At 65.6% G+C, this 23815-nt stretch carries 21 protein-coding genes and 1 tRNA gene; 15 read left to right on the top strand and 7 right to left on the bottom strand.

Annotated elements, in window-relative coordinates; genetic code table 11:
- Positions 1 to 180 precede the first annotated feature (180 nt).
- On the bottom strand, positions 181 to 942 hold the full coding sequence (locus RCAP_RS15420; protein WP_013068816.1) for an ion channel: 762 nt from the start codon (positions 940 to 942) through the stop codon (positions 181 to 183).
- A 95-nt stretch (positions 943 to 1037) separates the two neighbouring features.
- On the opposite strand from RCAP_RS15420, the gene ettA reads away from it, so the two are divergent.
- A complete protein-coding gene (gene ettA, locus RCAP_RS15425) occupies positions 1038 to 2693 on the top strand; it encodes an energy-dependent translational throttle protein EttA (protein WP_013068817.1) in 1656 nt (551 codons plus the stop codon).
- Positions 2694 to 3150: 457 nt separating this feature from the next.
- Positions 3151 to 4014: an FRG domain-containing protein gene (locus tag RCAP_RS19060; protein WP_157834371.1), complete on the top strand. Its 864-nt coding sequence runs from the start codon at positions 3151 to 3153 to the stop codon at positions 4012 to 4014.
- Between the two features lie 269 nt (positions 4015 to 4283).
- Here RCAP_RS19060 and lepA read toward each other — a convergent pair whose 3' ends face one another.
- On the bottom strand, positions 4284 to 6083 hold the full coding sequence (gene lepA / locus RCAP_RS15430; protein ID WP_013068820.1) for a translation elongation factor 4: 1800 nt from the start codon (positions 6081 to 6083) through the stop codon (positions 4284 to 4286).
- 266 nt (positions 6084 to 6349) lie between these two features.
- Between lepA and RCAP_RS15435 the strand changes: the two genes are divergently transcribed.
- The 3 genes from RCAP_RS15435 (at position 6350) to RCAP_RS15445 (ending at position 7401) form a co-directional block, all read left to right on the top strand.
- The gene (locus RCAP_RS15435) at positions 6350 to 6661 is read left to right on the top strand and encodes a hypothetical protein (RefSeq protein WP_013068821.1); all 312 of its coding nucleotides are present in this window, start codon (positions 6350 to 6352) and stop codon (positions 6659 to 6661) included.
- 87 nt (positions 6662 to 6748) lie between these two features.
- Entirely contained in the window at positions 6749 to 6937 is a 189-nt protein-coding gene (gene copZ / locus RCAP_RS15440; protein WP_013068822.1) for a copper chaperone CopZ, read from the top strand.
- 167 nt (positions 6938 to 7104) lie between these two features.
- Positions 7105 to 7401, top strand: a complete 297-nt coding sequence (locus RCAP_RS15445) for a hypothetical protein (RefSeq protein WP_013068823.1) — start codon at positions 7105 to 7107, stop codon at positions 7399 to 7401.
- Here RCAP_RS15445 and RCAP_RS15450 read toward each other — a convergent pair.
- Positions 7386 to 7835, bottom strand: a complete 450-nt coding sequence (locus tag RCAP_RS15450; RefSeq protein WP_013068824.1) for a low molecular weight protein-tyrosine-phosphatase — start codon at positions 7833 to 7835, stop codon at positions 7386 to 7388. The genes RCAP_RS15445 and RCAP_RS15450 overlap by 16 nt on opposite strands.
- 28 nt (positions 7836 to 7863) lie before the next feature.
- On the opposite strand from RCAP_RS15450, the gene RCAP_RS15455 reads away from it, so the two are divergent.
- Positions 7864 to 8556, top strand: a complete 693-nt coding sequence (locus RCAP_RS15455) for an NAD-dependent deacylase (protein ID WP_013068825.1) — start codon at positions 7864 to 7866, stop codon at positions 8554 to 8556.
- Positions 8557 to 8679: 123 nt separating this feature from the next.
- Positions 8680 to 8967 (top strand): 50S ribosomal protein L28, encoded by a 288-nt coding sequence (gene rpmB, locus RCAP_RS15460; protein ID WP_013068826.1) that lies wholly within the window; start codon positions 8680 to 8682, stop codon positions 8965 to 8967.
- Between the two features lie 68 nt (positions 8968 to 9035).
- Here the strand turns inward: rpmB and meaB are convergent, their stop codons facing one another.
- The gene (meaB, locus tag RCAP_RS15465; protein WP_013068827.1) at positions 9036 to 10025 is read right to left on the bottom strand and encodes a methylmalonyl Co-A mutase-associated GTPase MeaB; all 990 of its coding nucleotides are present in this window, start codon (positions 10023 to 10025) and stop codon (positions 9036 to 9038) included.
- Positions 10026 to 10146: 121 nt separating this feature from the next.
- On the opposite strand from meaB, the gene RCAP_RS15470 reads away from it, so the two are divergent.
- Complete coding sequence (locus RCAP_RS15470) at positions 10147 to 10884, top strand: DUF3108 domain-containing protein (RefSeq protein WP_013068828.1); 738 nt, start codon at positions 10147 to 10149, stop codon at positions 10882 to 10884.
- Positions 10881 to 13319 (top strand): ATP-dependent helicase HrpB, encoded by a 2439-nt coding sequence (gene hrpB, locus RCAP_RS15475; RefSeq protein ID WP_013068829.1) that lies wholly within the window; start codon positions 10881 to 10883, stop codon positions 13317 to 13319. Before RCAP_RS15470 ends, hrpB begins: the two co-directional genes overlap by 4 nt.
- Here the strand turns inward: hrpB and RCAP_RS15480 are convergent.
- The 3 genes from RCAP_RS15480 to RCAP_RS15490 form a co-directional block, all read right to left on the bottom strand.
- Positions 13316 to 13876 (bottom strand): isochorismatase family protein, encoded by a 561-nt coding sequence (locus RCAP_RS15480; RefSeq protein ID WP_023911903.1) that lies wholly within the window; start codon positions 13874 to 13876, stop codon positions 13316 to 13318. The two genes, hrpB and RCAP_RS15480, sit on opposite strands and share 4 nt — an antisense overlap.
- A 44-nt stretch (positions 13877 to 13920) precedes the next feature.
- Positions 13921 to 14847, bottom strand: a complete 927-nt coding sequence (argF, locus tag RCAP_RS15485; RefSeq protein WP_013068831.1) for an ornithine carbamoyltransferase — start codon at positions 14845 to 14847, stop codon at positions 13921 to 13923.
- Positions 14848 to 14915: 68 nt separating this feature from the next.
- Positions 14916 to 16097, bottom strand: a complete 1182-nt coding sequence (locus RCAP_RS15490) for an aspartate aminotransferase family protein (protein ID WP_013068832.1) — start codon at positions 16095 to 16097, stop codon at positions 14916 to 14918.
- Positions 16098 to 16421: 324 nt separating this feature from the next.
- Here RCAP_RS15490 and RCAP_RS15495 point away from each other — a divergent pair, with 324 nt between their 5' ends.
- The 6 genes from RCAP_RS15495 (at position 16422) to RCAP_RS15520 (ending at position 23784) form a co-directional block, all read left to right on the top strand.
- The gene (locus RCAP_RS15495) at positions 16422 to 18383 is read left to right on the top strand and encodes a heme lyase CcmF/NrfE family subunit (protein ID WP_013068833.1); all 1962 of its coding nucleotides are present in this window, start codon (positions 16422 to 16424) and stop codon (positions 18381 to 18383) included.
- A 3-nt stretch (positions 18384 to 18386) separates the two neighbouring features.
- Positions 18387 to 18836: a cytochrome c-type biogenesis protein gene (locus RCAP_RS15500; RefSeq protein WP_013068834.1), complete on the top strand. Its 450-nt coding sequence runs from the start codon at positions 18387 to 18389 to the stop codon at positions 18834 to 18836.
- A 165-nt stretch (positions 18837 to 19001) separates the two neighbouring features.
- The gene (locus tag RCAP_RS15505) at positions 19002 to 19775 is read left to right on the top strand and encodes an enoyl-CoA hydratase-related protein (protein WP_013068835.1); all 774 of its coding nucleotides are present in this window, start codon (positions 19002 to 19004) and stop codon (positions 19773 to 19775) included.
- A gap of 42 nt (positions 19776 to 19817) precedes the next feature.
- Positions 19818 to 19903 (top strand) — tRNA-Leu (locus RCAP_RS15510).
- Positions 19904 to 19976: 73 nt separating this feature from the next.
- Positions 19977 to 21764, top strand: coding sequence for an ABC transporter transmembrane domain-containing protein (locus RCAP_RS15515; protein ID WP_013068836.1), 1788 nt, complete (start codon positions 19977 to 19979; stop codon positions 21762 to 21764).
- A 127-nt stretch (positions 21765 to 21891) separates the two neighbouring features.
- A complete protein-coding gene (locus RCAP_RS15520) occupies positions 21892 to 23784 on the top strand; it encodes an acyl-CoA synthetase (protein WP_013068837.1) in 1893 nt (630 codons plus the stop codon).
- Positions 23785 to 23815: the final 31 nt, after the last annotated feature.

Consider the following 23815-nt stretch of genomic DNA (forward strand, 5'->3'; position numbering starts at 1 on the left):
ATCAGGCCGAGGGAACGTCCGCCGGGCCGGGCAACAGGCGGAAAATCGCGCAGAGCTCCTCCGGAATTCGGGTATGCTCCGGGCAAGCGCGAGGCTTTTCCGGTTCCTTTCCGCACCCGAGCACAGCGCACCCCGTCTCCGGGTTCCGCCGCGGGGTGGATGTCCGATCGCCCTGCCCGGTCACACCAGCCCCTCGTCCTCGATCTTCAGCACCACGCCGCAATGCTTGCAGTGCACCGCATCGGCATCATGCAGCAAGAGCCCGCAGCTGGGGCATTTGTGACGCACCTTCAGCGGCCGGAACAGCACCTGTGCCAGCCGCAGGAACAGCGTCACCCCCACGATCATCACCACCACCGAGATCATCCGCCCCGAAGTGCCCTGCAACGTCACGTCGCCAAAGCCCGTCGTCGTCAGCGTCGTCACGGTGAAATACAGCGCATCGGCGTAATTGCCGATCTGCGGGTTGTGCCCGGCCTGCGTCGCGTGGATCAGCCCGGTCATCACGAACAGGAAGACCGCCAGATTGACCGCCGCCAGAATCACCTCTTCATGCTTGCGAAACAGCCGGAAATCCTGCCGCAGCCGCCCCAGCATCTGATAGGCATGCAACAGCCGCACCGTCCGCAGCACCCGCAGGAACCCCAGCTGCGCCCCCAGAAGCGGCGCCAGGAACGACAGCATCGCCACCACATCGGCCCAGGTCGCCAGCCGCCGCCAAAAGGCAAGCTTGCGTTCCTCGACCGCGAAGCGCGCGGCGAAATCCAGCACGATCACCGCCCCGATCGCCACATCGGCGACCAGAATCCACGGCGTCATCGGCAGGAACGAGGTCACGATGACAAACAGGATCGTCGCCAGATCAAAGGCCAGCAGCGCATAACGGAACCGATGCGCCCGCTTCGAGCGCCCGTGATAGAGGTTGCGCAACTCTTTCAGCATCCATCCCTCCCGGTGGGCTTTGGCGGCTCACCCCTTCCCCAAAGGCCCCGTTTCCCCTATCTAGCCACAAACTTCCCTTTCCCAAGGTGCGCGCAATGGCTTCCTATCAATATGTCTACCACATGGATGGCGTCTCCAAGACCTATCCCGGTGGCAAGAAATGCTTCGAGAACATCCGCCTGAACTTCCTTCCGGGCGTCAAGATCGGGGTCGTCGGCGTCAACGGCGCCGGGAAATCGACGCTGTTGCGCATCATGGCGGGCATCGACAAGGATTTTCAGGGCGAGGCCTGGGCCGCCAAGGGCGCCAAGGTCGGCTATCTCTCGCAGGAGCCGCAGCTGGATGAAACGCTGTCGGTGCGCGAAAACGTCATGCTGGGCGTGGCGGAAAAGACCGCCAAGATCGCGCGCTACAATGACCTGGCGATGAACTATTCCGACGAGACCGCCGAGGAAATGGCGCGTCTGCAAGACGAGATCGACGCCGAGAACCTCTGGGATCTCGACAGCCAGGTCGATATCGCGCTCGAAGCGCTGCGCTGCCCGCCCGATGACGCCAATGTCGCGACGCTGTCGGGCGGCGAACGCCGCCGGGTGGCGTTGTGCAAGCTGCTTCTGGAAGCGCCCGACATGCTGCTCTTGGACGAACCGACCAACCACCTTGACGCCGAGACCATCGCCTGGCTGCAAAAGCACCTGATCGACTACAAGGGCACGATCCTTTGCGTCACCCACGACCGCTATTTCCTCGATGACATCACCTCGTGGATCCTGGAACTCGAGCGCGGCCGCGGCATCCCCTATGAGGGGAACTATTCCAGCTGGCTGGAACAAAAGGCCAAGCGGCTCGAACAAGAGGCGCGCGAGGACAAGGCCAAGCAGAAGGTCATGGAAAAAGAGCTGGAATGGATCCGCGCCGGCGCCAAGGCCCGGCAGGCGAAATCCAAGGCCCGGATCGCGGCTTACGACAAGATGGCCGAGGAAGGCGTCAAGGAACGGGTCGGCAAGGCGCAGATCATCATTCCGAACGGGCCGCGTCTCGGCGGCAAGGTGATCGAGGTCGAAGGCCTGAAGAAGCACATGGGCGACAAGCTTCTGATCGAGAACCTCAGCTTCTCGCTGCCGCCGGGCGGCATCCTTGGGGTGATCGGCCCGAACGGCGCCGGGAAATCGACGCTGATCAAGATGCTGGTCGGCGCCGAGGCCCCGGACGAGGGCACGATCACGCTGGGCGACACGGTGAAGCTGGCCTATGTCGATCAGTCGCGCGACGCGCTCGATGCGAACAAGAACGTCTGGGAGGAAATCTCGGGCGGGGCGGAACTGATCGAACTGGGAGATGCGCAGGTGAACTCGCGCGCCTATTGCGGTGCCTTCAACTTCAAGGGCGCGGATCAGCAGAAGAAAGTGGGCCTGCTCTCGGGCGGGGAACGCAACCGCGTGCACATGGCGAAACTGCTGAAATCGGGCGGCAACGTGCTGCTGCTTGACGAACCGACGAACGATCTGGACGTGGAGACCCTGCAGGCGCTGGAAGCGGCGATCGAGGATTTCGCGGGCTGCGCGGTGATCATCTCGCACGACCGCTTCTTCCTGGACCGTCTGTGCACGCATATCCTGGCGTTTGAGGGCGACGCCCATGTGGAATTCTTCGAGGGCAACTTCGAGGATTACGAAAACGACAAGATCCGCCGTCTGGGCCCGGATGCGGTCGAGCCGAAGCGGGTGAAATACAAGAAGTTCACCCGCTGACACCTGCGCGCAAGTTGACGGGAAGCCGCGAGGGGAGACCTTCGCGGCTTTTTCGTTTTCCGATCGGGAAACGAGTCAGGTCTGCCCTGCGCAACGTGACCGTGGCCAAGGCCATCGCCGAGGCCCAGCGTGACAGATGCCCTACGACCGCCGGGGGTCCAAAGTGGCCTTCGGTGGCCATCTGTGAATATGATGATGAGAGCCAACAGATTAGCGGAACGCTTCTGCAGAGAAAATATGTGCATGCGAGGCGTGCAAATGCCAACGCGTAAGCAAACGACGCCCTATTAAATTTTCTCAACACAAGGGAATCATTTTCCAGAAAAGAGCACATTTCAACTTAAGTTAATAAAGGTATAAATTTATACCTCAAAGCAATAACGAATACACCTCACCTCAGACTTGAAGCAACCCCGATTGCATGTTATTTTTTTGCCGTTCTAATCTGGTTGAGAAAATGGCAAAAATTTCTTCCCCTTGCGAAATCGGCAGCGTAACGGATCTTCTTGAAATTGTGTTCGGCGAGAAAAAAAGTGCTGCATCAACTCGTTGCTTTCGCGGACAAAAGAACGCATCTTGGCCCGTCAAGCCGAGTGTCAGCAGAAAGAAAGCGAGCGACGCTGAGTCGAAAATGTTTTCTGAAATTGCGCTTGATGCCCCCGGCGATTTCGCCAGCGACAAAACGATGTTTGAGAAGCTTGTGCGGGCGCAGCATTATGAGTTGCCAACCAGGCTTCTTGATGTCTCCCTGAACCCGCTCGTCGCGCTGTTCTTCGCGTCAGAGGCGCATGTCGAAGATGACAAAGAACACGATGGTGCGATACATCTCTACGATGTTCAGGCTGCCAGAACGAAACATGCGGACAGCGACACGTTGAGTTTGATCTGCAATTTGGCAAGACTGACGGATGACGAAAAGAGCACATTGAAAGCCGCGTCGAAAGATTGCAGTTCGGAAGAGGCCATAGATAGTTTTCGCAACCTGCCAGCTTGCAAACGACTTTGTCAGTTCGTGAAGATGGAAAAACCGTACTTTGAAAATTCAGTTCAACCCATCGATTTGCGAAAATATTACCTGGCACGTCCGTACAGAAACAACAAACGTATCATCGCGCAGTCTGGCGCCTTTATTGCCTCCGGTCTTCTGGAATATCAAGCCCTTGAAACATCAAGCCTCTCAGATCGCTATAAGAAGATTTTGGTGAGAGCGGGGGATAAGTCGAAAATACGCGCAGACCTTGACAAGCTCGGAATTAATGGCGGGAGTTTGTTCCCGGAGATCGTCTCTGCCGCCAAGAATATTAATGCGAGATATGACTAAACATTTTCGCAGATAGATTTCCGGCGAAAGTTAGTTCCATCAGCAAACGAAGGGGCCGCTTCGCAACGCAGCAGTAGCTGCCCCCTCAGGCGTGCTAGGACGTTCGACGCTCAGATCGATCCCCGAAACGATTGCCCCCCCCAAGGGCGGGGTCGCTTGCGCTTCGGGCGTTCGGGGCTCGCCCCTAGCCCTCGCAAGTGTGCTCGGGCGTTCGACGCTCGAATCGTTCCACTGGAACGATTTGACCCCGCCAAGGGCGGGGTCGCATCTCACTCATCCATCTTCAACGCTGCAATAAACGCCGATTGCGGGATTTCCACCTTCCCGAACTGGCGCATCTTCTTCTTCCCGGCCTTCTGCTTCTCCAGCAGCTTCTTCTTCCGCGTCGCGTCGCCGCCGTAGCATTTCGCCGTCACGTCCTTGCGCATCGCCGACAGCGTCTCGCGCGCGATCACGCGGCCACCGATCGCCGCCTGAATCGGGATCTTGAACATGTGCCGCGGGATCAGATCCTTCAGCTTCTCCACCATCGCCCGGCCCCGCCCCTCGGCGCGGTCGCGGTGCACCATGATCGAGAGCGCATCCACCGGCTCGTCATTCACCAGAATCGACATCTTGACCAGGAAATCCTCGCGGTATTCGGCCAGCTGATAGTCGAAGCTCGCATAGCCCTTGGTCACCGATTTCAGCCGGTCGTAGAAGTCGAACACGACTTCCGACAGCGGCAGGTCATAGACCACCATCGCCCGCGAGCCCGCATAGGTCAGATCCATCTGGATGCCGCGGCGGTCCTGACACAGCTTCAGCACGTCGCCCAGATAATCGTCAGGGACCATGATCGTCGCCTTGATCCGCGGCTCCTCGATATGATCGACATAGGTCAGATCGGGCAGGTCGGCGGGGTTGTGCAGGTCGCGGACCTCGCCGTCCTTCATGTAAAGCTTGAACACGACCGAGGGCGCGGTGGTGATCAGATCAAGGTCATATTCGCGTTCCAGCCGGTCGCGCACGACTTCCAGATGCAACAGCCCGAGGAAACCGCAGCGGAAGCCAAAGCCCAGCGCGGCCGAGGTTTCCATCTCATAGGTGAAGCTGGCGTCGTTCAGCGCCAGTTTCTCGATCGCGTCGCGCAGGGGCTCGAAATCATTCGCATCGACCGGGAAGAGGCCGCAGAACACCACCGGCTGGGCGGGCTTGAACCCCGGCAGGGCGGCGTCGCAGGGCTTGCGTTCATGGGTGATCGTGTCGCCCACCCGGGTATCGCGGACCTGTTTGATACTGGCGGTCAGCACGCCGATCTCGCCCGGGCCAAGCTCGGCGATATCGACCATCTGCGGCTTCAGCACGGCCAGCTTGTCGATCCGGTAGCTTGCCCCGGTCTGCATCATCTTGATCTGGTCGCCCTTGCGGACAACGCCATCCATCACGCGGATCATCACGACGACGCCCAGATAGGGGTCATACCAGCTGTCCACCAGCATCGCCTTCAGAGGCGCGTCCACCTCGCCCACGGGCGCAGGCAGGCGGTGCACGATCGCCTCCAGCACGTCGGGAATGCCAAGGCCGGTCTTGGCCGAAATCGGAATCGCATCCGAGGCATCGATGCCGATCACATCCTCGATGTTCTTCTTCACCGCATCGGGGTCGGCGGCGGGCAGGTCGATCTTGTTCAGCACCGGCACGATCTCGTGCCCCGCGTCGATCGCCTGATAGACGTTCGCCAGCGTCTGCGCCTCGACCCCCTGCGAGGCGTCGACGACCAGAAGCGAGCCTTCGACGGCGCGCATCGAGCGGCTGACCTCATAGGCGAAGTCGACGTGGCCGGGGGTGTCGATCAGGTTCAGGATATAGGTGCGCCCATCCTTGGCCGGATAGTCGATCCGCACGGTGTTCGCCTTGATGGTGATGCCGCGCTCGCGCTCGATATCCATGCTGTCGAGCATCTGCTCTTTCATGTCGCGCGCGGCCACCGTGCCCGTCATCTGGATCAGACGGTCGGCAAGCGTGGATTTGCCGTGGTCGATATGCGCCACGATGGAGAAGTTGCGGATGTGATCGAGCTTTTTCATGGGCGCGCAAATAGCAGCAATTCAAGGGTGCGGGAAGGGGGATTGCGGCGGGCCCGCGGGCCGGGACGCCGCGCCCGGATCGGCCGGAACACCGCCCTGCCGAGTCCGTTGACGCAACCATAGGGCGAGTGGTAGCGTTATCGGGCCAGACCACCGGCGCCTTGCGACCGACCGACCGGACAATCTCATCAAGGGAGGAAAGAGAATGCCGAGACCCGATTGCACTGCCGTGACACAGCCTGTCGACACCGGAGGCTGAGGGGATCATGGACACGCAAACCACGCTGAATGCGCCGCTCACCCTGACGTCGCTGACCACCCGCAGCATCGGGCTGGTGTCCTTCATCCGGCTGAAGGGGTATTTGCCCAATGCGGGCTGGAACGTGACCGGCGAGGCGGCGCTGACCACCTCCGGCGTGCTGGTGTCGCTGCGCACCCGCCAGCGCCCGGGGGAGTTTCCCGACGTCGCCCAGCCGCTGATGCTGGAATATGCGCTTGGCCAGCTGCGCCCGGGCGAGCGCCCCTATCGCGTCACCTGTGACGGGGCCCAGCTGGCCGAGGGCCGGCTGATGTTCTGAACCGGGCTGCGGGCGGCACATGCAATCGCGGTTGACGCCGCCCGCGGATCGCGCCAGATCATGCAAGACGAAGCGCGGAGGCCCCCGATGATCCTGTCCGTTCCCAACATGACCTGCGGCCATTGCAAGGCCAGCGTGGAAGCCGCCATCACCGAAGTGGGCGGCAAGGCCCTTGTCAGCCTGGAAGACCGCGAGGTCGAGGTGAACGGCCTGCCCGAGGAAACCGTCCTCGCCGCGCTCAAGGCCGCGGGCTTCGAGGCCGAGGTCATCGCCTGACCCAGATTTCGGCGGAAATCCGCCCCTTGCCGCCAGATCTGGCGGCCCCTCCGGGCAATCGGCGGAAAGTCGCCGAAACTATTGTGCCTGCTTGTCGAATCCCCTAAAACACCGGTCAAATCGACGGGATACGGGCGTGAACCCGACCCGCAACCGAAGAGCAGAGCATGATGAAATATCTTCTTTCCGCCGCCTTGGTTCTTGCGGGAACCACGGCTTTTGCCGGTCCCATCGATCGGGCCTGCCTGAACGCCGGACGCACCGCCGATCCGGCGCTGTGCGGCTGCATCCAGCAGGTCGCCGACCAGACCCTGTCGCGGTCGGACCAGCGCCGGGCGGCGAAATTCTTCGAAGACCCGGATCAGGCCCAGGAAACCCGCGTTTCCGACCGCGCCGCGGATGAAGATTTCTGGGCCCGCTACAAGGCCTTTGCCCAGACCGCCGAAGCTTACTGCGCGCGCTGAAGCCGCGCCAGCAAGGCCCTTGCGCCTGCCTCGATGATGTCGAGGCAGCCGTCGAAATCGCGGGTGTAATAGGGGTCGGGCACCTCGGAGACACCGCGTTCGCCCTGCAGGAACATTTCCAGCCGCGCCGTCGCATCGGCGGGCCGCAGCGCCTGCGCATCGCGGTAATTCTGCCGGTCCATCGCCAGAATCAGATCGAAGTCGCGGAAATCCGCCGGTTTCAGCTGCCGCGCCCGCAGCGCGCTCAGGTCATGGCCGCGCGGGCTGGCGGCCGCCTGCATCGGACCATAGGGCGGCTCTCCGACATGCCAGGCGCCGGTTCCGGCGCTGTCGAGCGTGACCGGCACCCCGGCCTGCGCGGCCAGCGTGCGAAAGACCCCCTCGGCGGCGGGGGAGCGACAGATGTTGCCAAGGCAGAGAAACAGGATACGCATGGGGAGGGTTTACCAAGGGGAAACGCCGATGGCCAGAATCGTGATTCTCACAGGTGCGGGAGTTTCCGCCGAAAGCGGCATCCGCACCTTCCGCGCCAGCGACGGCCTGTGGGAGGAACACCGGATCGAGGATGTGGCAACGCCCGAAGGCTTTGCCCGCGATCCGGCCCTTGTGCACAGGTTCTACAACCAGCGCCGCGCGGCGGCCGCGGCGGCCCTGCCCAATGCCGCCCATCTGGCCCTGGCGCGACTTGAAGCCGCAGGGGCTCATCAGCTGCTGGTGGTGACACAAAATGTCGACGACCTGCACGAACGGGCGGGGACGCAAAACCTGATTCACATGCATGGCACGCTGGCGGGGGCGCTGTGCGCCGCCTGCGGCCATCGCTGGCCCGCGCCTGCCGAAATGGCACCGCAAGACAGCTGCCCGCGCTGCCTGCATCCCGCGACGCGGCCCGACATCGTCTGGTTCGGCGAGATGCCCTACCGGATGGAGGAGATCTGGGCGGCGCTGCGGGCGGCCGATCTTTTCGTTTCGATCGGCACCTCGGGGAATGTCTATCCGGCCGCCGGCTTCGTTGCCGATGCCCGCCATGGGGGCGTGGCGACGCTCGAGCTGAACCTCGAGCCCTCGCAGGGGACGCGGTTCTTCGACGAGGCCCGGCACGGCCCGGCAACACAGGTGGTTCCGGCCTGGGTGGATGAGATGCTTTGCACATGAATCGCTTGACGCGGGGCGGCTTTGGCCCTATTCCCCGCGGACGGATTTCCGGGCCTCGCGCGCAGCGGGTCCCGCAGTATTGGAAGTGGGCCGCGTCGCCCGAGGAAACGAAGGAACAACGCCATGTCGCGCGTCTGCGAACTGACCGGCAAAGGCCCGATGTCGGGCAACAACATCAGCCACGCGAACAACAAGACGCGTCGCCGCTTTCTGCCGAACCTGAACGAAGTCACCCTGATCTCGGACGTGCTGGGGCAATCGTTCCAGCTGCGCGTTTCGGCCGCCGGCCTGCGCACCGTCGATCACCGCGGTGGTCTGGACGCTTTCCTCGCGAAAGCCTCGGATGACGAGCTGTCGGCGAATGCGCTGAAGATCAAGAAAGCCATCGCCAAGGCGCAAGCCGCGGCGTGATTGGCCGCCGCGTGATCGGATGATCCACGGATCAAAAACCCCGCCTCTGGCGGGGTTTTTCGTTTGCATCATCGTTGCAGCGCCGCCAGCATCTCGGCCGCCGCCACCGCGGGCGCCGTCTGCCCCGCGGCCACGGCACTGCCCAGGGCCTGCATCCGCGCCCGAATCGCCGGGTCGGTCACCAGCCGCGCCAGCAGACCTTCGCGCACTTCGGTCTCGAACCAGTGCCGCGCCTGTTCGGCCCGGCGGCGGTCGAAATGCCCCTGCGCGCGCCGCCAGGCGGCCAGCGCCTGCATGTCTTCCCAGGCCGTCTTCAGCCCCTCCTCGGCCAGGGCCGAGACCGCCACCGCCTTCGGAAAGCCCGCCGGATCCTGCGGACGGCGCCGCAACAGCCGCAACGCCCCCGCGTAATCCGCCATCGTCCGCAAGGCCGCCGGTTTCAGATCGCCATCGGCCTTGTTGACCAGAATCATGTCGGCCATTTCCATGATGCCGCGCTTGACGCCCTGCAACTCATCCCCGCCCGCAGGCGCCATCAACAGGATGAACAGATCGGTCATTTCGGCCACCAGCGTTTCCGATTGCCCGACGCCCACCGTCTCGATCAGCACGACGTCGAACCCCGCCGCCTCGCACAGGCTGACCGCCTCGCGGGTGCGCCGGGCGACGCCGCCCAGCTGCGCCTGGCTCGGCGAGGGGCGGATGAAAGCCGCAGGCTCGCGCGAGAGCCGCTCCATCCGGGTCTTGTCGCCCAGGATCGAGCCGCCCGAGCGTGCCGAGGACGGATCGACCGCCAGCACCGCGACCCGGTGCCCCTGCCCGACCAGCATCATCCCGAAGCTTTCGATGAAGGTCGATTTGCCCACCCCCGGCGTGCCCGAAAGGCCGATCCGCAGCGCCTTTTTCGCCGTGCCCAGCCGGTCGAGCAGCGCCGTCGCCTGCGCCCGGTGATCGGCACGGCCCGATTCCACCAGCGTGATCGCCCGGGCCAGCGCGCGGCGCTCTCCGGCCAGGATGCGGGGGGCAAGATCGGCGGCAGTCTCGGGGGAAAAGGTCATGGCGGGCCTGTGCGAAACGGTGCCGATCGAACGAAATCGTCAACCGGCGTGAAACGGTTTCGGTTTCATGCCCTCAACGGGCGGTGTATGTCCAGTCCGAAGGCATCCGCAGAGCAGGCCCATGACAGCAGTTCCCCCCCGTCCCCTTTCCGCGATCGTCACCGGCCTTGCGCTGGCGCTGGCCCAACCCGCGCTGGCCGATCAAAGCGACCGCATCGTTTTTGACGTCGTCCTCAAGGGGATCAAGGCGGGCGAGCTGGCCATCGACGGCAAGATTGCCGACGGCGCCTATGCCGCCAATGGCGTCGTCAAGACCACCGGCCTTGCGGGCATGATCAAGAAGATCCGCTACGATGCCACCGCCTCGGGCCGCTTTGCCAAGGGCAAGTTCACCCCGCGCGCGGTCGAGGTGGCGTCGCAGCGCGGCGATGACCGCTCGAAGAACACGATGATCTACAAGAACGGCACCCCCGCCTCGGTCAGCCACGAACCGCCGCGGGTGCCGCGCCCGACCGATGTCGACCCGGCGCAGCAAAGCGGCACGATCGATCCGCTGACCGCGCTTTACGCCGTGCTGCGCGATGTCGACCGGTCCGAGGCCTGCCAGCTGAACGTGACGATGTTCGACGGCGTGCGGCGCTCGCAGGTGGCGCTCTCGGCGCCGCAGGTGCAGGGCGAGGGCGTCGTCTGCAGCGGCGAATACCGCCGCATCGCGGGGTTCAAGGACAAGGAAATGGCGGAAAAGACCCGCTTTCCCTTCACCCTCACCTATGCGCCGACCGGCGACGGCTCGCGGCTGCGGGTGGTCGATATCGCCACCGACACGATCATCGGCCAAGGCCGCCTGACCCGGCAGTGACGACCGCGCTTCCCATTGATGACGTGCTGCCCGATCTGGCCGACGCCCTGCGTCGCGCCGGGCGGGCGGTGCTGATGGCGCCGCCGGGCGCGGGCAAGACCACCCGCGTTCCGCTGGCGCTGCGCGATCTTGTGCCGGGCCGCATCCTGATGCTGGAACCGCGCCGTCTGGCCGCCCGCGCGGCCGCCGAACGGATGGCGGAAACCCTGGGCGAGAGCGTCGGGCAAACCGTCGGCTACCGCATCCGCGGCGAGGCGAAGCTTTCGAAAGCGACCCGGATCGAGGTGGTGACCGAGGGCATCCTGACCCGGATGATCCAGTCCGACCCGGAGCTGACCGGCATCGGCTGCGTGATCTTCGACGAATTCCACGAACGTTCGCTGAATGCCGATCTGGGCCTCGCGCTGGTGTGGGAGGCGCGCACGGCGCTGCGCCCCGATCTGATGCTTGTCGTGATGTCGGCGACGCTCGATGCCGCGCCGGTCGCCGCGCTGCTCGAGGATGCGCCGATTCTGCGCTCCGAGGGGCGGGCCTTTCCGGTCGAAACCCGCTGGCTGGGGCGGCCTTTGGCGCCGGGGATGCGGCTCGAGCCCGCCGTGGCGGGGCTGGTCGAGCAGGCCCTGGCCGAAACCACCGGCGGCGTTCTGGTCTTCCTGCCCGGCGAGGCCGAGATCCGCCGCACCGAATCGCTTTTGCGCGACCGGCTGCCCGCGGGGGTGCAGCTGCGCCCGCTGTTCGGCGCGATGGACTTTGCCGCGCAACGCGCCGCGATCGCGCCCTGTGCCGATGGCCGGAAAGTGGTGCTGGCGACCTCGATCGCGGAAACCTCGCTGACGATTCAGGATATCCGCGTCGTCGTCGATGCCGGTCGCGCCCGGCGGCTGCGGTTTGATCCCGCCTCGGGCATGGCGCGGCTGGTGACCGAACGTGTCTCCCGCGCCGAGGCGGAACAGCGCCGTGGCCGGGCGGGCCGTGTGGCCGAGGGGATCTGTTACCGGCTTTGGACCAGGGGGGAGGAAGGCGCGTTGCCCGGTTTTGCGCCGCCCGAAATGGCCGTGGCCGATCTGGCGGGCCTGGCGCTCGAACTTGCGCAATGGGGCAGCGACGGCGCGGATCTGGCCTTTCTGACCCCGCCGCCGGGCCCGGCTTTGGCCGAGGCGCGGGCGCTGCTGGAAAGCCTCGGTGCACTGACGGGCGGCCGGATCACGCCGCACGGCAAGGCGCTCGCTGCCCTGCCGCTGCATCCGCGTCTCGCCCATATGCTGGTGACGGCAGGCCCCGAGGCCGCGACCTTGGCCGCGCTTTTGGAAGACCGCGACCCGATCCGCGGCGCCTCGGCCGATCTGACCCTGCGCCTCTCGGCCATCGCCAACCCGGGCCGGTTTGAGGCCGACCACCCCGGCCAGCTGCACCGCGGCACGGTGGAACGCATCCGTCTGGAGGCGAAACGCCTGGCCCGCATGGTCGATCCGGTCAGCGCGCGCCATTCCCCGGCCGAGATGCTGGCCCTGGCCTATCCCGACCGGATCGGGCTGCGCCGCAAGGGCGATGCCGCCCGTTACGTGCTTTCCGGCGGCAAGGGCGCGGTGGTGGACGAGGCCGATGGTCTGGGCAAGCACCGCCTTCTCGTCGCCTCGGATCTGGATGGCGACCCGCGCGAGGCCCGGGTGCGGCAGGGGCTTGCGCTTGCCGATGCCGAGCTGCGCCGTCTTTACGGCGAGCGCATCACCTGGGTCGATCTGTGCGAATGGAGCAAGCGCGAGGGTCGCGTGGTCGCCCGGCGGCAAGAGCGTTTCGGCGCGCTGGCGCTGGAAGACCGGCACTGGCCCGAGGCCCCGCCCGAGGCGATGGCCCGCGGCGCGCTTGATGGTCTGCGCCAGATCGGCCTGACGCTTTCGCCCGGCGCCGCGCGTTTTCGCGCCCGCGTCGATATCCTGCGCGCCGATGGCGTCGATCTGCCCGACCTTTCCGATGGAGCGCTTCTGGGGTCGGAAGCGCTGCTGCCCTGGCTGAAAAAGGCCCGGACCGAGACGGATCTGCGCAATCTTGACCTGACCGAGGCTTTGCGTGCCCAGCTTGACTGGGGCCAGATGGCAGAGCTTGACCGGCTTGTGCCGGGTCATTTCGAAACGCCGCTCGGGCGGCGCGTGCCGATCGACTATGGCGCCGAGGTGCCGACGATCGAGGTGAAACTGCCCGAGATGTATGGGGTCACCGTACATCCCTCGGTCGGGCCGAAGCGGCATCCGCTCCGGATCGAACTGCTCTCGCCCGGGGGCAAGCCGATTCAGGTGACGATGGACCTGCCCGGCTTCTGGGACGGGTCCTATGCCGAGGTCCGCAAGGAAATGCGCGGCCGCTATCCGCGCCACCCCTGGCCGGAAAACCCGCGCGAGGCCGCCCCGACGACGCGGGCGAAACCGCGCGGCACCTAAAGGCTGGCGATCACCTCGGGCGTCGTGGTCAGGGTGGCGAAATCGGCGCCCAGCAGACCGAAACTGACCCGGGCGATCTCCTCGGCCGAAAGTCCCATCCCCGGCAGATCGAAGCCCAGACAGGCATCGCGCGGCAAGATCACCGCAAAGCCCAGATCGGCAGCCGCGCGCACGGTCGAGGTGACGCAAAAGCCCAGCACCGCACCGGTGATGATCAGCCGGTCGATCCCCTGCCCGCGCAGATGCGCCGCCAGATCGGTCGAGGCAAAGGCCGAGGACGTGGATTTGAGGAACACCGCCTCGCCGGGCAAGGCCGCGTCACAGGGCATCGGCTGCGCCCCGGGCGCATCCGGGTGAAGGGGCGAGGCGGGACCCGCATCGTGATGGCGCACATGCACCACCGCCACGCCCTTCGCCCGACAGGCCCCGGCCAAGGCCGCAATCGCCGCCCCGGCCTCACGGTTCACCGCGGCGCGGCCCGCATCAAGCCGCGCCTGCATCTCGCTTTGCATGTCGATGATCAGAAGCGCGGTCTTGCCCATCGCCGTGCCTTTCATCTTGCCATAAATATCCTGGGGGTCTGGGGGCAAACCCCCAGCCTTCACTTGCCCAAAGCCCAGCGCATGATCGCCTTTTGCGCATGCAGCCGGTTCTCCGCCTCGTCGAAGATCACCGAATGCGGCCCGTCCATCACGGCGCTGGTCGCCTCGTCATTGCGATGCGCGGGCAGGCAATGCATGAAAAGCGCATCGGGTTTCGCCTTGGCCATCAGCGTCTCGTTCACCTGATAGGGGCGCAGCTGGTTGTGGCGGCGTTCCTTGGCCGATTCCGGGTCGTGCATGCTGACCCAGGTGTCGGTGACGACCAGATCGGCGCCTTCGACCGCCTTGGCCGGATCGCGCTCGATCACCACATTCACCCCCTTGGAGCGCGCAAACTCGATCCAGTCGCGTTCGGGATCAAGCGCCTGCGGCCCGGTGAAGGTCAAATCGAACCCGAACTGCCCCGCCGCCTGCAGGAAGCTGGCACAGACATTGTTGCCGTCGCCCGACCAGACCACCTTGCGCCCGGCAATGGGGCCGCGGTGTTCCTCATAGGTCATGATGTCGGCCATGATCTGGCAGGGATGGGTGCGGTTCGTCAGCCCGTTGATGACGGGAACCGAGGCATATTCCGCCATCTCGAGCAGCGTCGCCTCTTCGAAGGTGCGGATCATGATCAGATCCACATAGCGCGACAGCACCCGGGCGGTGTCGGCGATGGTCTCGCCATGGCCCAGCTGCATTTCCTTGCCCGAGAGCACCATGGTCTGCCCGCCCATCTGCCGCACGCCGACATCGAAGCTGACGCGGGTCCGGGTCGAGGGTTTTTCGAAAATCAGCGCCACCATGCAGCCCGCCAGCGGCTGATCGTCATCGAGCGCGCCTTTCGGGCGGCCGAGGCGGGCGGTCTTCATCGCGCGGGCGCTGTCGATCATCGAGCGCAGATCGGCCGGGCTGGTGGTGTGGATGTCAAGAAAATGGGTCATGTCGGTTTCCTTGCCGAGCGGCCGGGGGCTCTGCCCCCGGACCCCCGGGATATTTGTGGCAAGATAAATCAGGCCGGTTGGGTTTCGAGCGAAGCGGCGGCGGCATCAAGGCGGCGGACGGCCTCGGCCATGTCGTCTTCGGAGATGGTCAGCGCGGGCAGAAGCCGCAGCACATTATCGGCCGCGGGCACGGTCAGCAGGTTCTGCGCATAGGCCGCCTTGACCACATCCCCGGGCGGCAGCTTGAGCCGCAGGCCCAGCATCAGGCCCTGACCGCGCACCTCCTCAAAGATGTCGGGATGGGCGGCGACAAGACCTTCGAGCCACTGGCGCAGGAAGCCCGCCTTGCGGCTGACCTCGTCCAGAAAGCCCGGCGCGGTGACGATCTCGATCATCTTCGCGCCGATGGCACAGCCCAGCGGGTTGCCGCCATAGGTCGAGCCATGCGTGCCCGCGATCATCCCCGAAGCCGCGTCTTCGGTGGCCAGCACCGCGCCCAAGGGGAAGCCGCCGCCGATGCCCTTGGCCACCATCATCACATCCGGCGTGACGCCCGCCCATTCATGCGCGAACAGCTTGCCGGTCCGCGCGACGCCGCATTGCACCTCGTCAAAGACCAGAAGCGTGCCGGTTTCGTCGCAGATTTCGCGCAGCGCGCGCAGGAAGCCCTCGGGCGCGGGGCGGATGCCGCCTTCGCCCTGAATGGGTTCGATCAGGATCGCCGCCGTGGTTTCGGTGACGGCGGCTTTCACCGCGTCAAGGTCGCCCCAGGGCAGATGGACGAAGCCGGGCAGCAGCGGGCCGAAGCCCTTGACCATCTTTTCCGTCCCCGCCGCGGCGATCGCGGCCGAAGACCGGCCGTGGAAGGCGCCCGAGAAGGTCAGGATCTCGGTCCGCTCCGGCTGGCCCTTGTCGTAGAAATGCTTGCGCACCATCTTCACCGCGAGTTCGCAGGCCTCGGTCCCCGAATTGGTGAAGAAGACGGTATCGGCGAAGGTCTTGGCCACCAGCATGTCGGCCAGCCGTTCCTGTTCCGGGATCCGGTAAAGGTTCGAGACATGCCAGAGCTTGCCCGCCTGTTCGGTCAGCGTCGCCACAAGGTCGGGCGCGGCATGGCCCAGCGCATTGACCGCGATCCCGGCGCCCAGATCCAGATATCGGCTGCCATCCGCGGTCCAAAGCCAGGAGCCCTCGCCGCGCACGAAGGCGAGGGGGGCACGGGTGTAGGTCGGCAGCACGGAAGCGATCATTTGCGGCTCCTGAAAAAGGAAGGCCAAGGCGTGCAACAGGCGCAGGGCGGCTGTCAACGGTCCGGGACCTTCGGGGGCGGTTTTGTGGAAAGGGTGTGGCGAGAAGCCACGGCAGATCAGGCGTCAGGCGCAGGTGCGGCGACGTCGGGGACGGGCAAGAGGGGCGGTCCGGGTGATCATTTCCCCCGCTTAGCCGCCGCCTGACGCAAAGTCAAAGGAAATGACCGTTTCACGCTTTTGCGAAAGATGCGCGGCAGATGCGCATCTGCCTTGGCCCCGGGGGGCTCCGTCTCTATGATGCACGCGACTTGAGGAGGACCCCGCATGATCGTCGAGACCGGCCATTTCGCCCTGATCCTGGCCCTGTGCGTGGCGCTGGTGCAGGCGGTCATTCCCCTGGTGGGCGCGCAAAAGGGCTGGTCGGGCTGGATGGCCGTTGCCACCCCCGCGGCGCTGGCGCAGTTCGGGCTGATCGCCATCGCCTTTGCCGCGCTGACCTATGCCTTTGTGACGTCTGACTTTTCGCTGAAGCTCGTCTACGAAAACTCGCATACCGACAAGCCGATGCTCTACAAGGTCACCGGGGTCTGGGGCAACCATGAGGGCTCGATGCTGCTTTGGGTGCTGATCCTCGCCATGTTCGGCGCGGCGGCCGCGGCCTTTGGCGGTGCCTTGCCGGAGCGGCTGCGGGCGCGGGTGCTGGCGGTGCAGGGCACCATCGGGGTCGCGTTTCTGGTCTTTGTGCTTTTCACCTCGAACCCGTTCCTGCGGCTGGAAGAAGCGCCGTTCAACGGCCGCGACATGAACCCGCTGCTGCAGGACCCGGGTCTCGCCTTCCATCCGCCGTTCCTGTACCTTGGCTATGTCGGGCTTTCGATGGCCTTCAGCTTCGCCGTCGCCGCGCTGATCGAGGGGCGGGTCGATGCCGCCTGGGCGCGCTGGGTCCGGCCCTGGACCTTGGCCGCCTGGATCTTCCTGACCATCGGCATCGCGCTGGGATCGTGGTGGGCCTATTACGAGCTCGGCTGGGGCGGCTTCTGGTTCTGGGACCCGGTGGAAAACGCCTCGCTGATGCCCTGGCTGCTGGCGGCGGCGCTGTTGCATTCCGCCATCGTCGTCGAAAAGCGCGAGGCGCTGAAAAGCTGGACGATCCTGCTCGCCATCATGGCCTTCGGCTTTTCGCTGATCGGCACGTTCCTGGTGCGGTCCGGGGTGATTTCCTCGGTGCACAGTTTCGCCAATGACCCCGAGCGCGGGGTGTTCATCCTGTTCATCCTTGCCTTCTTCACCGGCGGGGCGCTGACGCTTTATGCCGCGCGGGCCTCGGAGATGCAGGCGAAGGGGCTGTTTTCCATGGTCAGCCGCGAATCGGCGCTGGTGATGAACAACGTGCTTTTGGCGGTGGCGGCGCTGGTGGTGTTCACCGGCACGGTCTGGCCGCTGATCGCGGAGCTGTTCTGGGACCGCAAGCTCTCGGTGGGGGCGCCGTTCTTCGAAAAGGCCTTTACCCCCTTCATGGTCGGGCTGGCGCTGCTGTTGCCGCTGGGATCGATGATGCCGTGGAAACGCGCGAGCCTCGGCAAGCTGGTGCGGCCGCTGTTGCCCGCGCTTGTGCTGACGCTGGCGGTGCTGGCGCTGGTCTGGGTGATGGCGACGGGGCGGCCGATGCTGGCGCTTGGCGCGGCGGGGCTGGGCGCCTGGATCCTTTTTGGCGCCCTGGCCGAGATCTGGCAACGCGCCGGGCGGACGCCGGGACGCATCCTGCGGCTGCCGCGGGCGGATTGGGGCAAGGCCTTCGCGCATGGCGGGCTGGGCATCGTCTTTGCGGGCGTCGGCCTCTTGATGGCCGGGCAGGTCGAGGATATCCGCGTGGCGAAGGCGGGCGACAGTTTCGAGGTGGCAGGTTACACGATCACGCTGGTGTCGGTCGAGGATGTGCCGGGGCCGAACTTCACCGCCAAGACCGCGACGATGGAGGTGCGGCAGGGCGGCAAGCTGGTGGCGACCCTGCATCCCGAAAAGCGCATCTATCCGGTGCAGGCGATGCCGACGACCGAGGCCGATATCGACAACGGCTTCTGGCGCGATGTCTATCTGGTGATCGGCGACCCGCAGGAGGGCGGCGGCTGGGCGGTGCGGACCTATGTCAAGCCTTTCGCGAACTGGATCTGGGCGGGCTGTCTGCTGATGGCCTTTGGCGGCGGGCTGAGCCTGACCGACCGGCGTTATCGCAGCGCCGCCGGGGCGCGGCGGGCGACGGTGGCCGATGCTGTTGCGGCGGAGTGAGCGATGCTGAAACGACTTCTGCTTTTGCTGGTGCTGGCCACGCCCGTTCATGCGGTGCAGCCCGACGAGGTTCTGTCCGATCCGGGGCTTGAAGCCCGGGCGCGGCAGATTTCGCAGGTGCTGCGCTGCCCGGTCTGTCAGGGCGAGAATATCGACGAATCGAATGCCGGGGTGTCGCGCGATCTGCGGCTTGCGGTGCGCGAGCGGCTGGTGGCGGGCGACAGCGACGCGCAGGTGATCGACTATATCAAGGACCGTTTCGGGGAATATGTGCTGTTCGAGCCCGAGCGGCGCGGGGCGAACCTGATCCTGTACTGGATCGGGCCTGCGGTGCTGGTGGTGGCCCTGGGCGGCATCTTCCTGTGGCTGCGCGGGCGGCGGCGCGAGGAAGAGCCGGTGCCGGTGCTCTCGGCCGAGGAAGAGGCGCGGCTGAAAGACCTGCTGAAGGACTAGGGATTTCGCCCGGGGCTTGCGCCCCGGGCGACCCGCGGGCGGCTCCGCCCCCCGCACCCCCCGGGCGTATTTTGCCAAGGAAAAGCGGGGGTCTGGTCGTGACGTTTGGTTTCGCTTTGCCTTTCGGCGCCCGCGCGGCAAGCTGGGGCAAAGAGGAGGCAGGCCATGAGCTATCACACGATCCGCTACGAGATCTCCGAAGGGCTGGCGGTGATCACGCTCGATCGCCCCGAGGTGATGAATGCGCTGAACGCGGCGATGCGGCACGAATTGACCGCGGCGCTGCACCGCGCGCGGGGCGAGGCGCGGGCGATCGTGCTGACCGGATCGGGGCGGGCCTTTTGCTCTGGGCAGGATCTGGGCGATGGCGCGGCCGAGGGGCTGAACCTGGAAACCGTGCTGCGCGAGGAATACGAGCCGCTTTTGCAGGCGATTTACAGCTGTCCGCTGCCGGTTCTGGCGGCGGTGAACGGCGCGGCGGCGGGGGCGGGGGCCAATCTGGCTCTGGCGGCCGATGTGGTGATCGCGGCGCAATCTGCGGCCTTCATGCAGGCTTTCACCCGGATCGGGCTGATGCCGGATGCGGGCGGGACCTGGTGGCTGCCGCGGCAGGTCGGCATGGCCCGCGCCATGGGGATGGCCCTGTTCGCCGAGAAGATCGGCGCCGAAGAGGCCGCGCGCATGGGGCTGATCTGGGAAGCCGTGCCCGATGTCGATTTCGAGCATCACTGGCGGGCCCGGGCGGCGCATCTGGCGCGGGGCCCTTCGGCGGCCTTTGCGGCGGTGAAGAAGGCCTTTCATGCCGGTCTGAGCAATCCCCTGCCCGCGCAGCTGGCGCTGGAAGCCCGGTTGCAGGGCGAACTGGGCCAGAGCGCGGATTTCCGCGAGGGCGTGCAGGCCTTTCTGGAAAAGCGCCCGCCGCATTTCACCGGGCGCTAGGCCCTTGCCCCGCCCGCTTGCCCGCGCTACCCAAGGCGGGCTGCGGGCGTGGCGAAATGGTAGACGCATGGGACTTAAACTCCCTCGGAGGGACCTCCATGCCGGTTCGAGTCCGGTCGCCCGCACCAGCCTGCCTGCCGGGATGAACCTTGCTGTCGGGCGCATTCGGCCCTAGATCGGTCGAAACCGAAGGGAGAGCCGATGGCCCGCAGACCCGCCACCCCGCTGGAAGACCGCCCGAAACCGAAACGTGTGGGCGCGATCCGGGGTCTTGCCCCCTTCATCGCCCCCTATCGGCGTCTGGCGCTGGCCACCGCCGCGGCGCTGGTGCTGACCGCCATGGTGACGCTGATCCTGCCGATCGCCGCGCGCCGCGTGGTGGACGGGTTCCAGCAGGGTGGCGAGATGCTCGACAGCTATTTCCTGGCCGCCCATGTCATCGCCGCGGCCCTGGCGCTGGGCACCGGGCTGCGCTACTGGCTGGTCACCCGCTTTGGCGAGCGCGTCGTGGCCGACATCCGCAAGGCGGTCTTCGGCCGGGTGATCGAGCTGTCCCCCGCCTTTTACGAAAAGATCCTGACCGGCGAGATCATCTCGCGCATCACCACCGACACCACGCTGATCCTGTCGCTGCTGGGCTCCTCGATCTCGGTGGCGGCGCGCAACATCCTGATCCTGCTGGGCGGGTTGACCATGCTTCTGGTCACCTCGGCGAAGCTGACCGGGCTGGTGCTTTTGATCGTGCCGCTGGTCATCGTGCCGATCGTCGTCATGGGCCGCCGCCTGCGCCGGCTGAGCCGCGAAAATCAGGACTGGATCGCCTCTTCCTCGGGCTCGGCCTCCGAGGCGCTGAGTTCCGTGCAGACGGTGCAGGCCTTCACCCACGAGGCGCTGACCCGCAAGGCCTTTTCCGAGGTCACCGAAAAGGCCCTTGCTTCCGCCAATGACCGCATCACCACCCGCGCGATCATGACGATGATCGTGATTTTCCTGGTCTTTGCCGGGATTGTCGGCGTCCTTTGGATCGGCGCGCGCGACGTGCAGGCGGGGCTGATGACGGTGGGCCAGCTGGTGCAATTCGTCATCTATGCGATCATGGTTTCGGCCGCGGTCGGCGCGCTGACCGAAATCTGGGGCGAGGTGCAGCGCGCCGCGGGCGCGACCGAACGGCTGGTGGAGCTGCTGCATGCGGGCGACACGGTCACCGATCCGGCGCGGCCGCTGGCGCTGCCCAGCCCGGTGAAAGGCGCCATCGCCTTTGAGGACGTCACCTTCCATTACCCGTCGCGGCCCGAGACTTCGGCCCTGAACGCGGTCAGCCTGCAGGTTGCGCCGGGCGAGACGGTGGCGCTGGTCGGCCCTTCGGGGGCAGGGAAAACCACGATCATCCAGCTGATCGAGCGGTTTTATGACCCCGAACAGGGGCGGATCACGCTCGATGGCATCGACCTGCGCGATCTGGCCCGGGCCGAATATCGCCGCGCGCTGGCGCTTGTGCCGCAGGACCCGGTGATCTTTGCCGCCAGCGCCCGTGAAAACATCCGCTTCGGCCGCCCGGACGCCAGCGATGCCGAGGTCGAGGCCGCCGCCCGCGCGGCCTATGCCCATGATTTCCTGACCGCGCTGCCGCAGGGCTTTGATACCTATGTGGGGGAACGCGGCATCATGCTCTCGGGCGGGCAGAAGCAGCGCATCGCCATTGCCCGGGCGATCCTGCGCGATGCGCCGGTGCTGCTGCTCGACGAGGCGACCTCGGCGCTGGATGCGGCCTCCGAGCGCGCGGTGCAGGCGGCGGTCGATGATCTGCGCGCCACCCGCACCACCCTCATCGTCGCGCATCGGCTGGCCACGGTGAAAAAGGCCGACCGGATCGTCGTCTTCGATCAGGGCCGGATCGTGGCGCAGGGCACCCACGAAGCCTTGGTGGCCGAGGGCGGGCTTTACGCCGAACTGGCGCGGCTGCAGTTCACCGACGGGGCCGCGAGCTGAGGCCCCTGTCCTTGCGTCATGCCCGTTATGACGTGACGTTTGCGGCAATCCCGCCCTTGCCCGGATGCCGCTTTATGACGCATTCTCAGACCAAGGCCCGCGGAGGAACGGGCCGGGGGAGGACCTGATGACCGAGACCTATGCGACCGTGGCCGACCGCGACCGCGTCGAAGGGCAGATGCCCTGGGAAGACCGTGACCGTGCGGTGACGATATATGATTTCCTGTCCCGCGTGGCGGCAAAACACGGCTCCCGTCCGGCGCTGACGTTTCAGATCACCTCCGGGCCGAAGGATCATTCCCTGACCATGACCTGGGCCGAAGTGCTGGCCCGGGTGACGCAGGCGGCGAACCTGCTGCGCCGGATGGGCGTGGGGGAAAAGGACACGGTGGCCTATCTGCTGCCCAACAGCCTGGAAACCGCGGTGGTGCTTCTGGGTGGGGCGACGGCGGGGATCGTCAATCCGATCAACCCTTTGCTGGAGCCCGAGCAGATTTCCGCGATCCTGCGCGAGACCAAAGCCAAGGTGCTGGTGACGCTGAAAAGCTTCCCGAAATCCGACATCGCGCAAAAGGCGGCCGAGGCGGTCAAGCACGCGCCGAATGTCAAGACGATCCTGGAAGTCGATCTGAACCGCTACCTGACCGCGCCGAAAAGCTGGATCGTGCCCTTTGTCCGGCCGAAAACGCATTTCCGCCATCACGCCGATGTCTATGATTTCAACACCGCCTGCGACGGCCAGCCCGCCGACAAGCTGGTGTTTGCCGATGCGACCGCCGACCGCGTCGCCGCCTATTTCCATACCGGCGGCACCACCGGCATGCCGAAAGTGGCGCAGCACAAGTATTCGGGCATGGTCTACAACGGCTGGCTTGGCGGCACGCTTCTGTTCCGCCACACCGACGTGATGATCTGCCCGCTGCCGCTTTTCCACGTCTTTGCCGCCTATCCGATCCTGATGTCGGCCATCCATTCCGGCGCCCATGTCGTCTTCCCCACCCCCGCGGGCTATCGCGGCGAGGGGGTCTTCGACAATTTCTGGAAGCTGGTCGAACGCTGGCAGGTGACCTTCCTGATCACCGTGCCCACCGCCATCGCCGCGCTGATGCAGCGCAAGGTCGATGCCGATATCTCGTCGCTGCGCACGGCAATCTCGGGCTCCGCCCCCCTGCCGGTCGAGCTTTACAACCGCTTCAAGGACGCGACCGGGGTCGAGATCTGCGAGGGCTACGGGCTGACCGAAGCCACCTGCCTTGTCTCGATCAACCCGGTCGACGGGCTGAAAAAGGTCGGCTCGGTCGGCATCCCCCTGCCCTATTCGCACGTCCGGATCCTGCGCAAGACCGAGGCCGGGTTCGTCGAATGCGCCGCCGACGAGGTGGGCGAGATCTGCGTCGCCAACCCGGGCGTGTTCGACGGCTCGACCTATACCGAAGTGGACAAGAACCACGACCTCTTTGCCGAGGAACGTTTCCTGCGCACCGGCGATCTGGGCCGGATCGACCCGGACGGATACCTCTGGATCACCGGCCGCGCCAAGGATCTGATCATCCGCGGCGGTCACAACATCGACCCGGCCGAGATCGAGGAGGCGCTGCTGTCGCATCCCTCCATCGCCTTTGCCGGTGCGATCGGCCAGCCCGACGCCTTTGCGGGCGAATTGCCCTGCGCCTATGTCGAGCTGATCAAGGAGGCCACGATCACGCCCGAAGAGCTGATGGCGCATGCCAAACGCCACATCCACGAACGCGCCGCCGTGCCCAAGCACATCGAGGTGCTGGACGAGCTGCCGAAGACCGCGGTGGGCAAGATCTTCAAGCCCGACCTGCGCAAGCGCGCGATCACCCGGGTTCTGGATGCGGCGCTGGCCGAGGCCGGGGTGCCGGTGCAGGTCGTCGCGGTGGTCGAGGACAAGAAACGCGGTCTGGTGGCGCAGCTGGCCAGCAGCGGCGAGGTCGATCAGGAGAAGATGGCGCATGTGCTGGGGCAGTTCACCGTGCCCTGGGCCTGGGCCGAGTGACCGGCGGCGACTGGGCGCCTTCGGGCCGGAA

Source organism: Rhodobacter capsulatus SB 1003 (genome assembly GCF_000021865.1).
Lineage (GTDB): Bacteria > Pseudomonadota > Alphaproteobacteria > Rhodobacterales > Rhodobacteraceae > Rhodobacter > Rhodobacter capsulatus_B.

Coding starts and splice junctions, on each gene's coding strand:
- copZ (WP_013068822.1), top strand. CDS start 6,749: ATGATCCTGTCCGTTCCCAACATGACCTGCGGCCATTGCAAGGCCAGC.
- RCAP_RS15420 (WP_013068816.1), bottom strand. CDS start 942: ATGCTGAAAGAGTTGCGCAACCTCTATCACGGGCGCTCGAAGCGGGCG.
- RCAP_RS15515 (WP_013068836.1), top strand. CDS start 19,977: ATGGCCCGCAGACCCGCCACCCCGCTGGAAGACCGCCCGAAACCGAAA.
- RCAP_RS15495 (WP_013068833.1), top strand. CDS start 16,422: ATGATCGTCGAGACCGGCCATTTCGCCCTGATCCTGGCCCTGTGCGTG.
- RCAP_RS15450 (WP_013068824.1), bottom strand. CDS start 7,835: ATGCGTATCCTGTTTCTCTGCCTTGGCAACATCTGTCGCTCCCCCGCC.
- RCAP_RS19060 (WP_157834371.1), top strand. CDS start 3,151: ATGGCAAAAATTTCTTCCCCTTGCGAAATCGGCAGCGTAACGGATCTT.
- argF (WP_013068831.1), bottom strand. CDS start 14,847: ATGACCCATTTTCTTGACATCCACACCACCAGCCCGGCCGATCTGCGC.
- rpmB (WP_013068826.1), top strand. CDS start 8,680: ATGTCGCGCGTCTGCGAACTGACCGGCAAAGGCCCGATGTCGGGCAAC.
- RCAP_RS15470 (WP_013068828.1), top strand. CDS start 10,147: ATGACAGCAGTTCCCCCCCGTCCCCTTTCCGCGATCGTCACCGGCCTT.
- RCAP_RS15455 (WP_013068825.1), top strand. CDS start 7,864: ATGGCCAGAATCGTGATTCTCACAGGTGCGGGAGTTTCCGCCGAAAGC.
- ettA (WP_013068817.1), top strand. CDS start 1,038: ATGGCTTCCTATCAATATGTCTACCACATGGATGGCGTCTCCAAGACC.
- RCAP_RS15520 (WP_013068837.1), top strand. CDS start 21,892: ATGACCGAGACCTATGCGACCGTGGCCGACCGCGACCGCGTCGAAGGG.
- RCAP_RS15435 (WP_013068821.1), top strand. CDS start 6,350: ATGGACACGCAAACCACGCTGAATGCGCCGCTCACCCTGACGTCGCTG.
- RCAP_RS15490 (WP_013068832.1), bottom strand. CDS start 16,097: ATGATCGCTTCCGTGCTGCCGACCTACACCCGTGCCCCCCTCGCCTTC.
- RCAP_RS15500 (WP_013068834.1), top strand. CDS start 18,387: ATGCTGAAACGACTTCTGCTTTTGCTGGTGCTGGCCACGCCCGTTCAT.
- RCAP_RS15505 (WP_013068835.1), top strand. CDS start 19,002: ATGAGCTATCACACGATCCGCTACGAGATCTCCGAAGGGCTGGCGGTG.
- lepA (WP_013068820.1), bottom strand. CDS start 6,083: ATGAAAAAGCTCGATCACATCCGCAACTTCTCCATCGTGGCGCATATC.
- meaB (WP_013068827.1), bottom strand. CDS start 10,025: ATGACCTTTTCCCCCGAGACTGCCGCCGATCTTGCCCCCCGCATCCTG.
- RCAP_RS15445 (WP_013068823.1), top strand. CDS start 7,105: ATGATGAAATATCTTCTTTCCGCCGCCTTGGTTCTTGCGGGAACCACG.
- RCAP_RS15480 (WP_023911903.1), bottom strand. CDS start 13,876: ATGAAAGGCACGGCGATGGGCAAGACCGCGCTTCTGATCATCGACATG.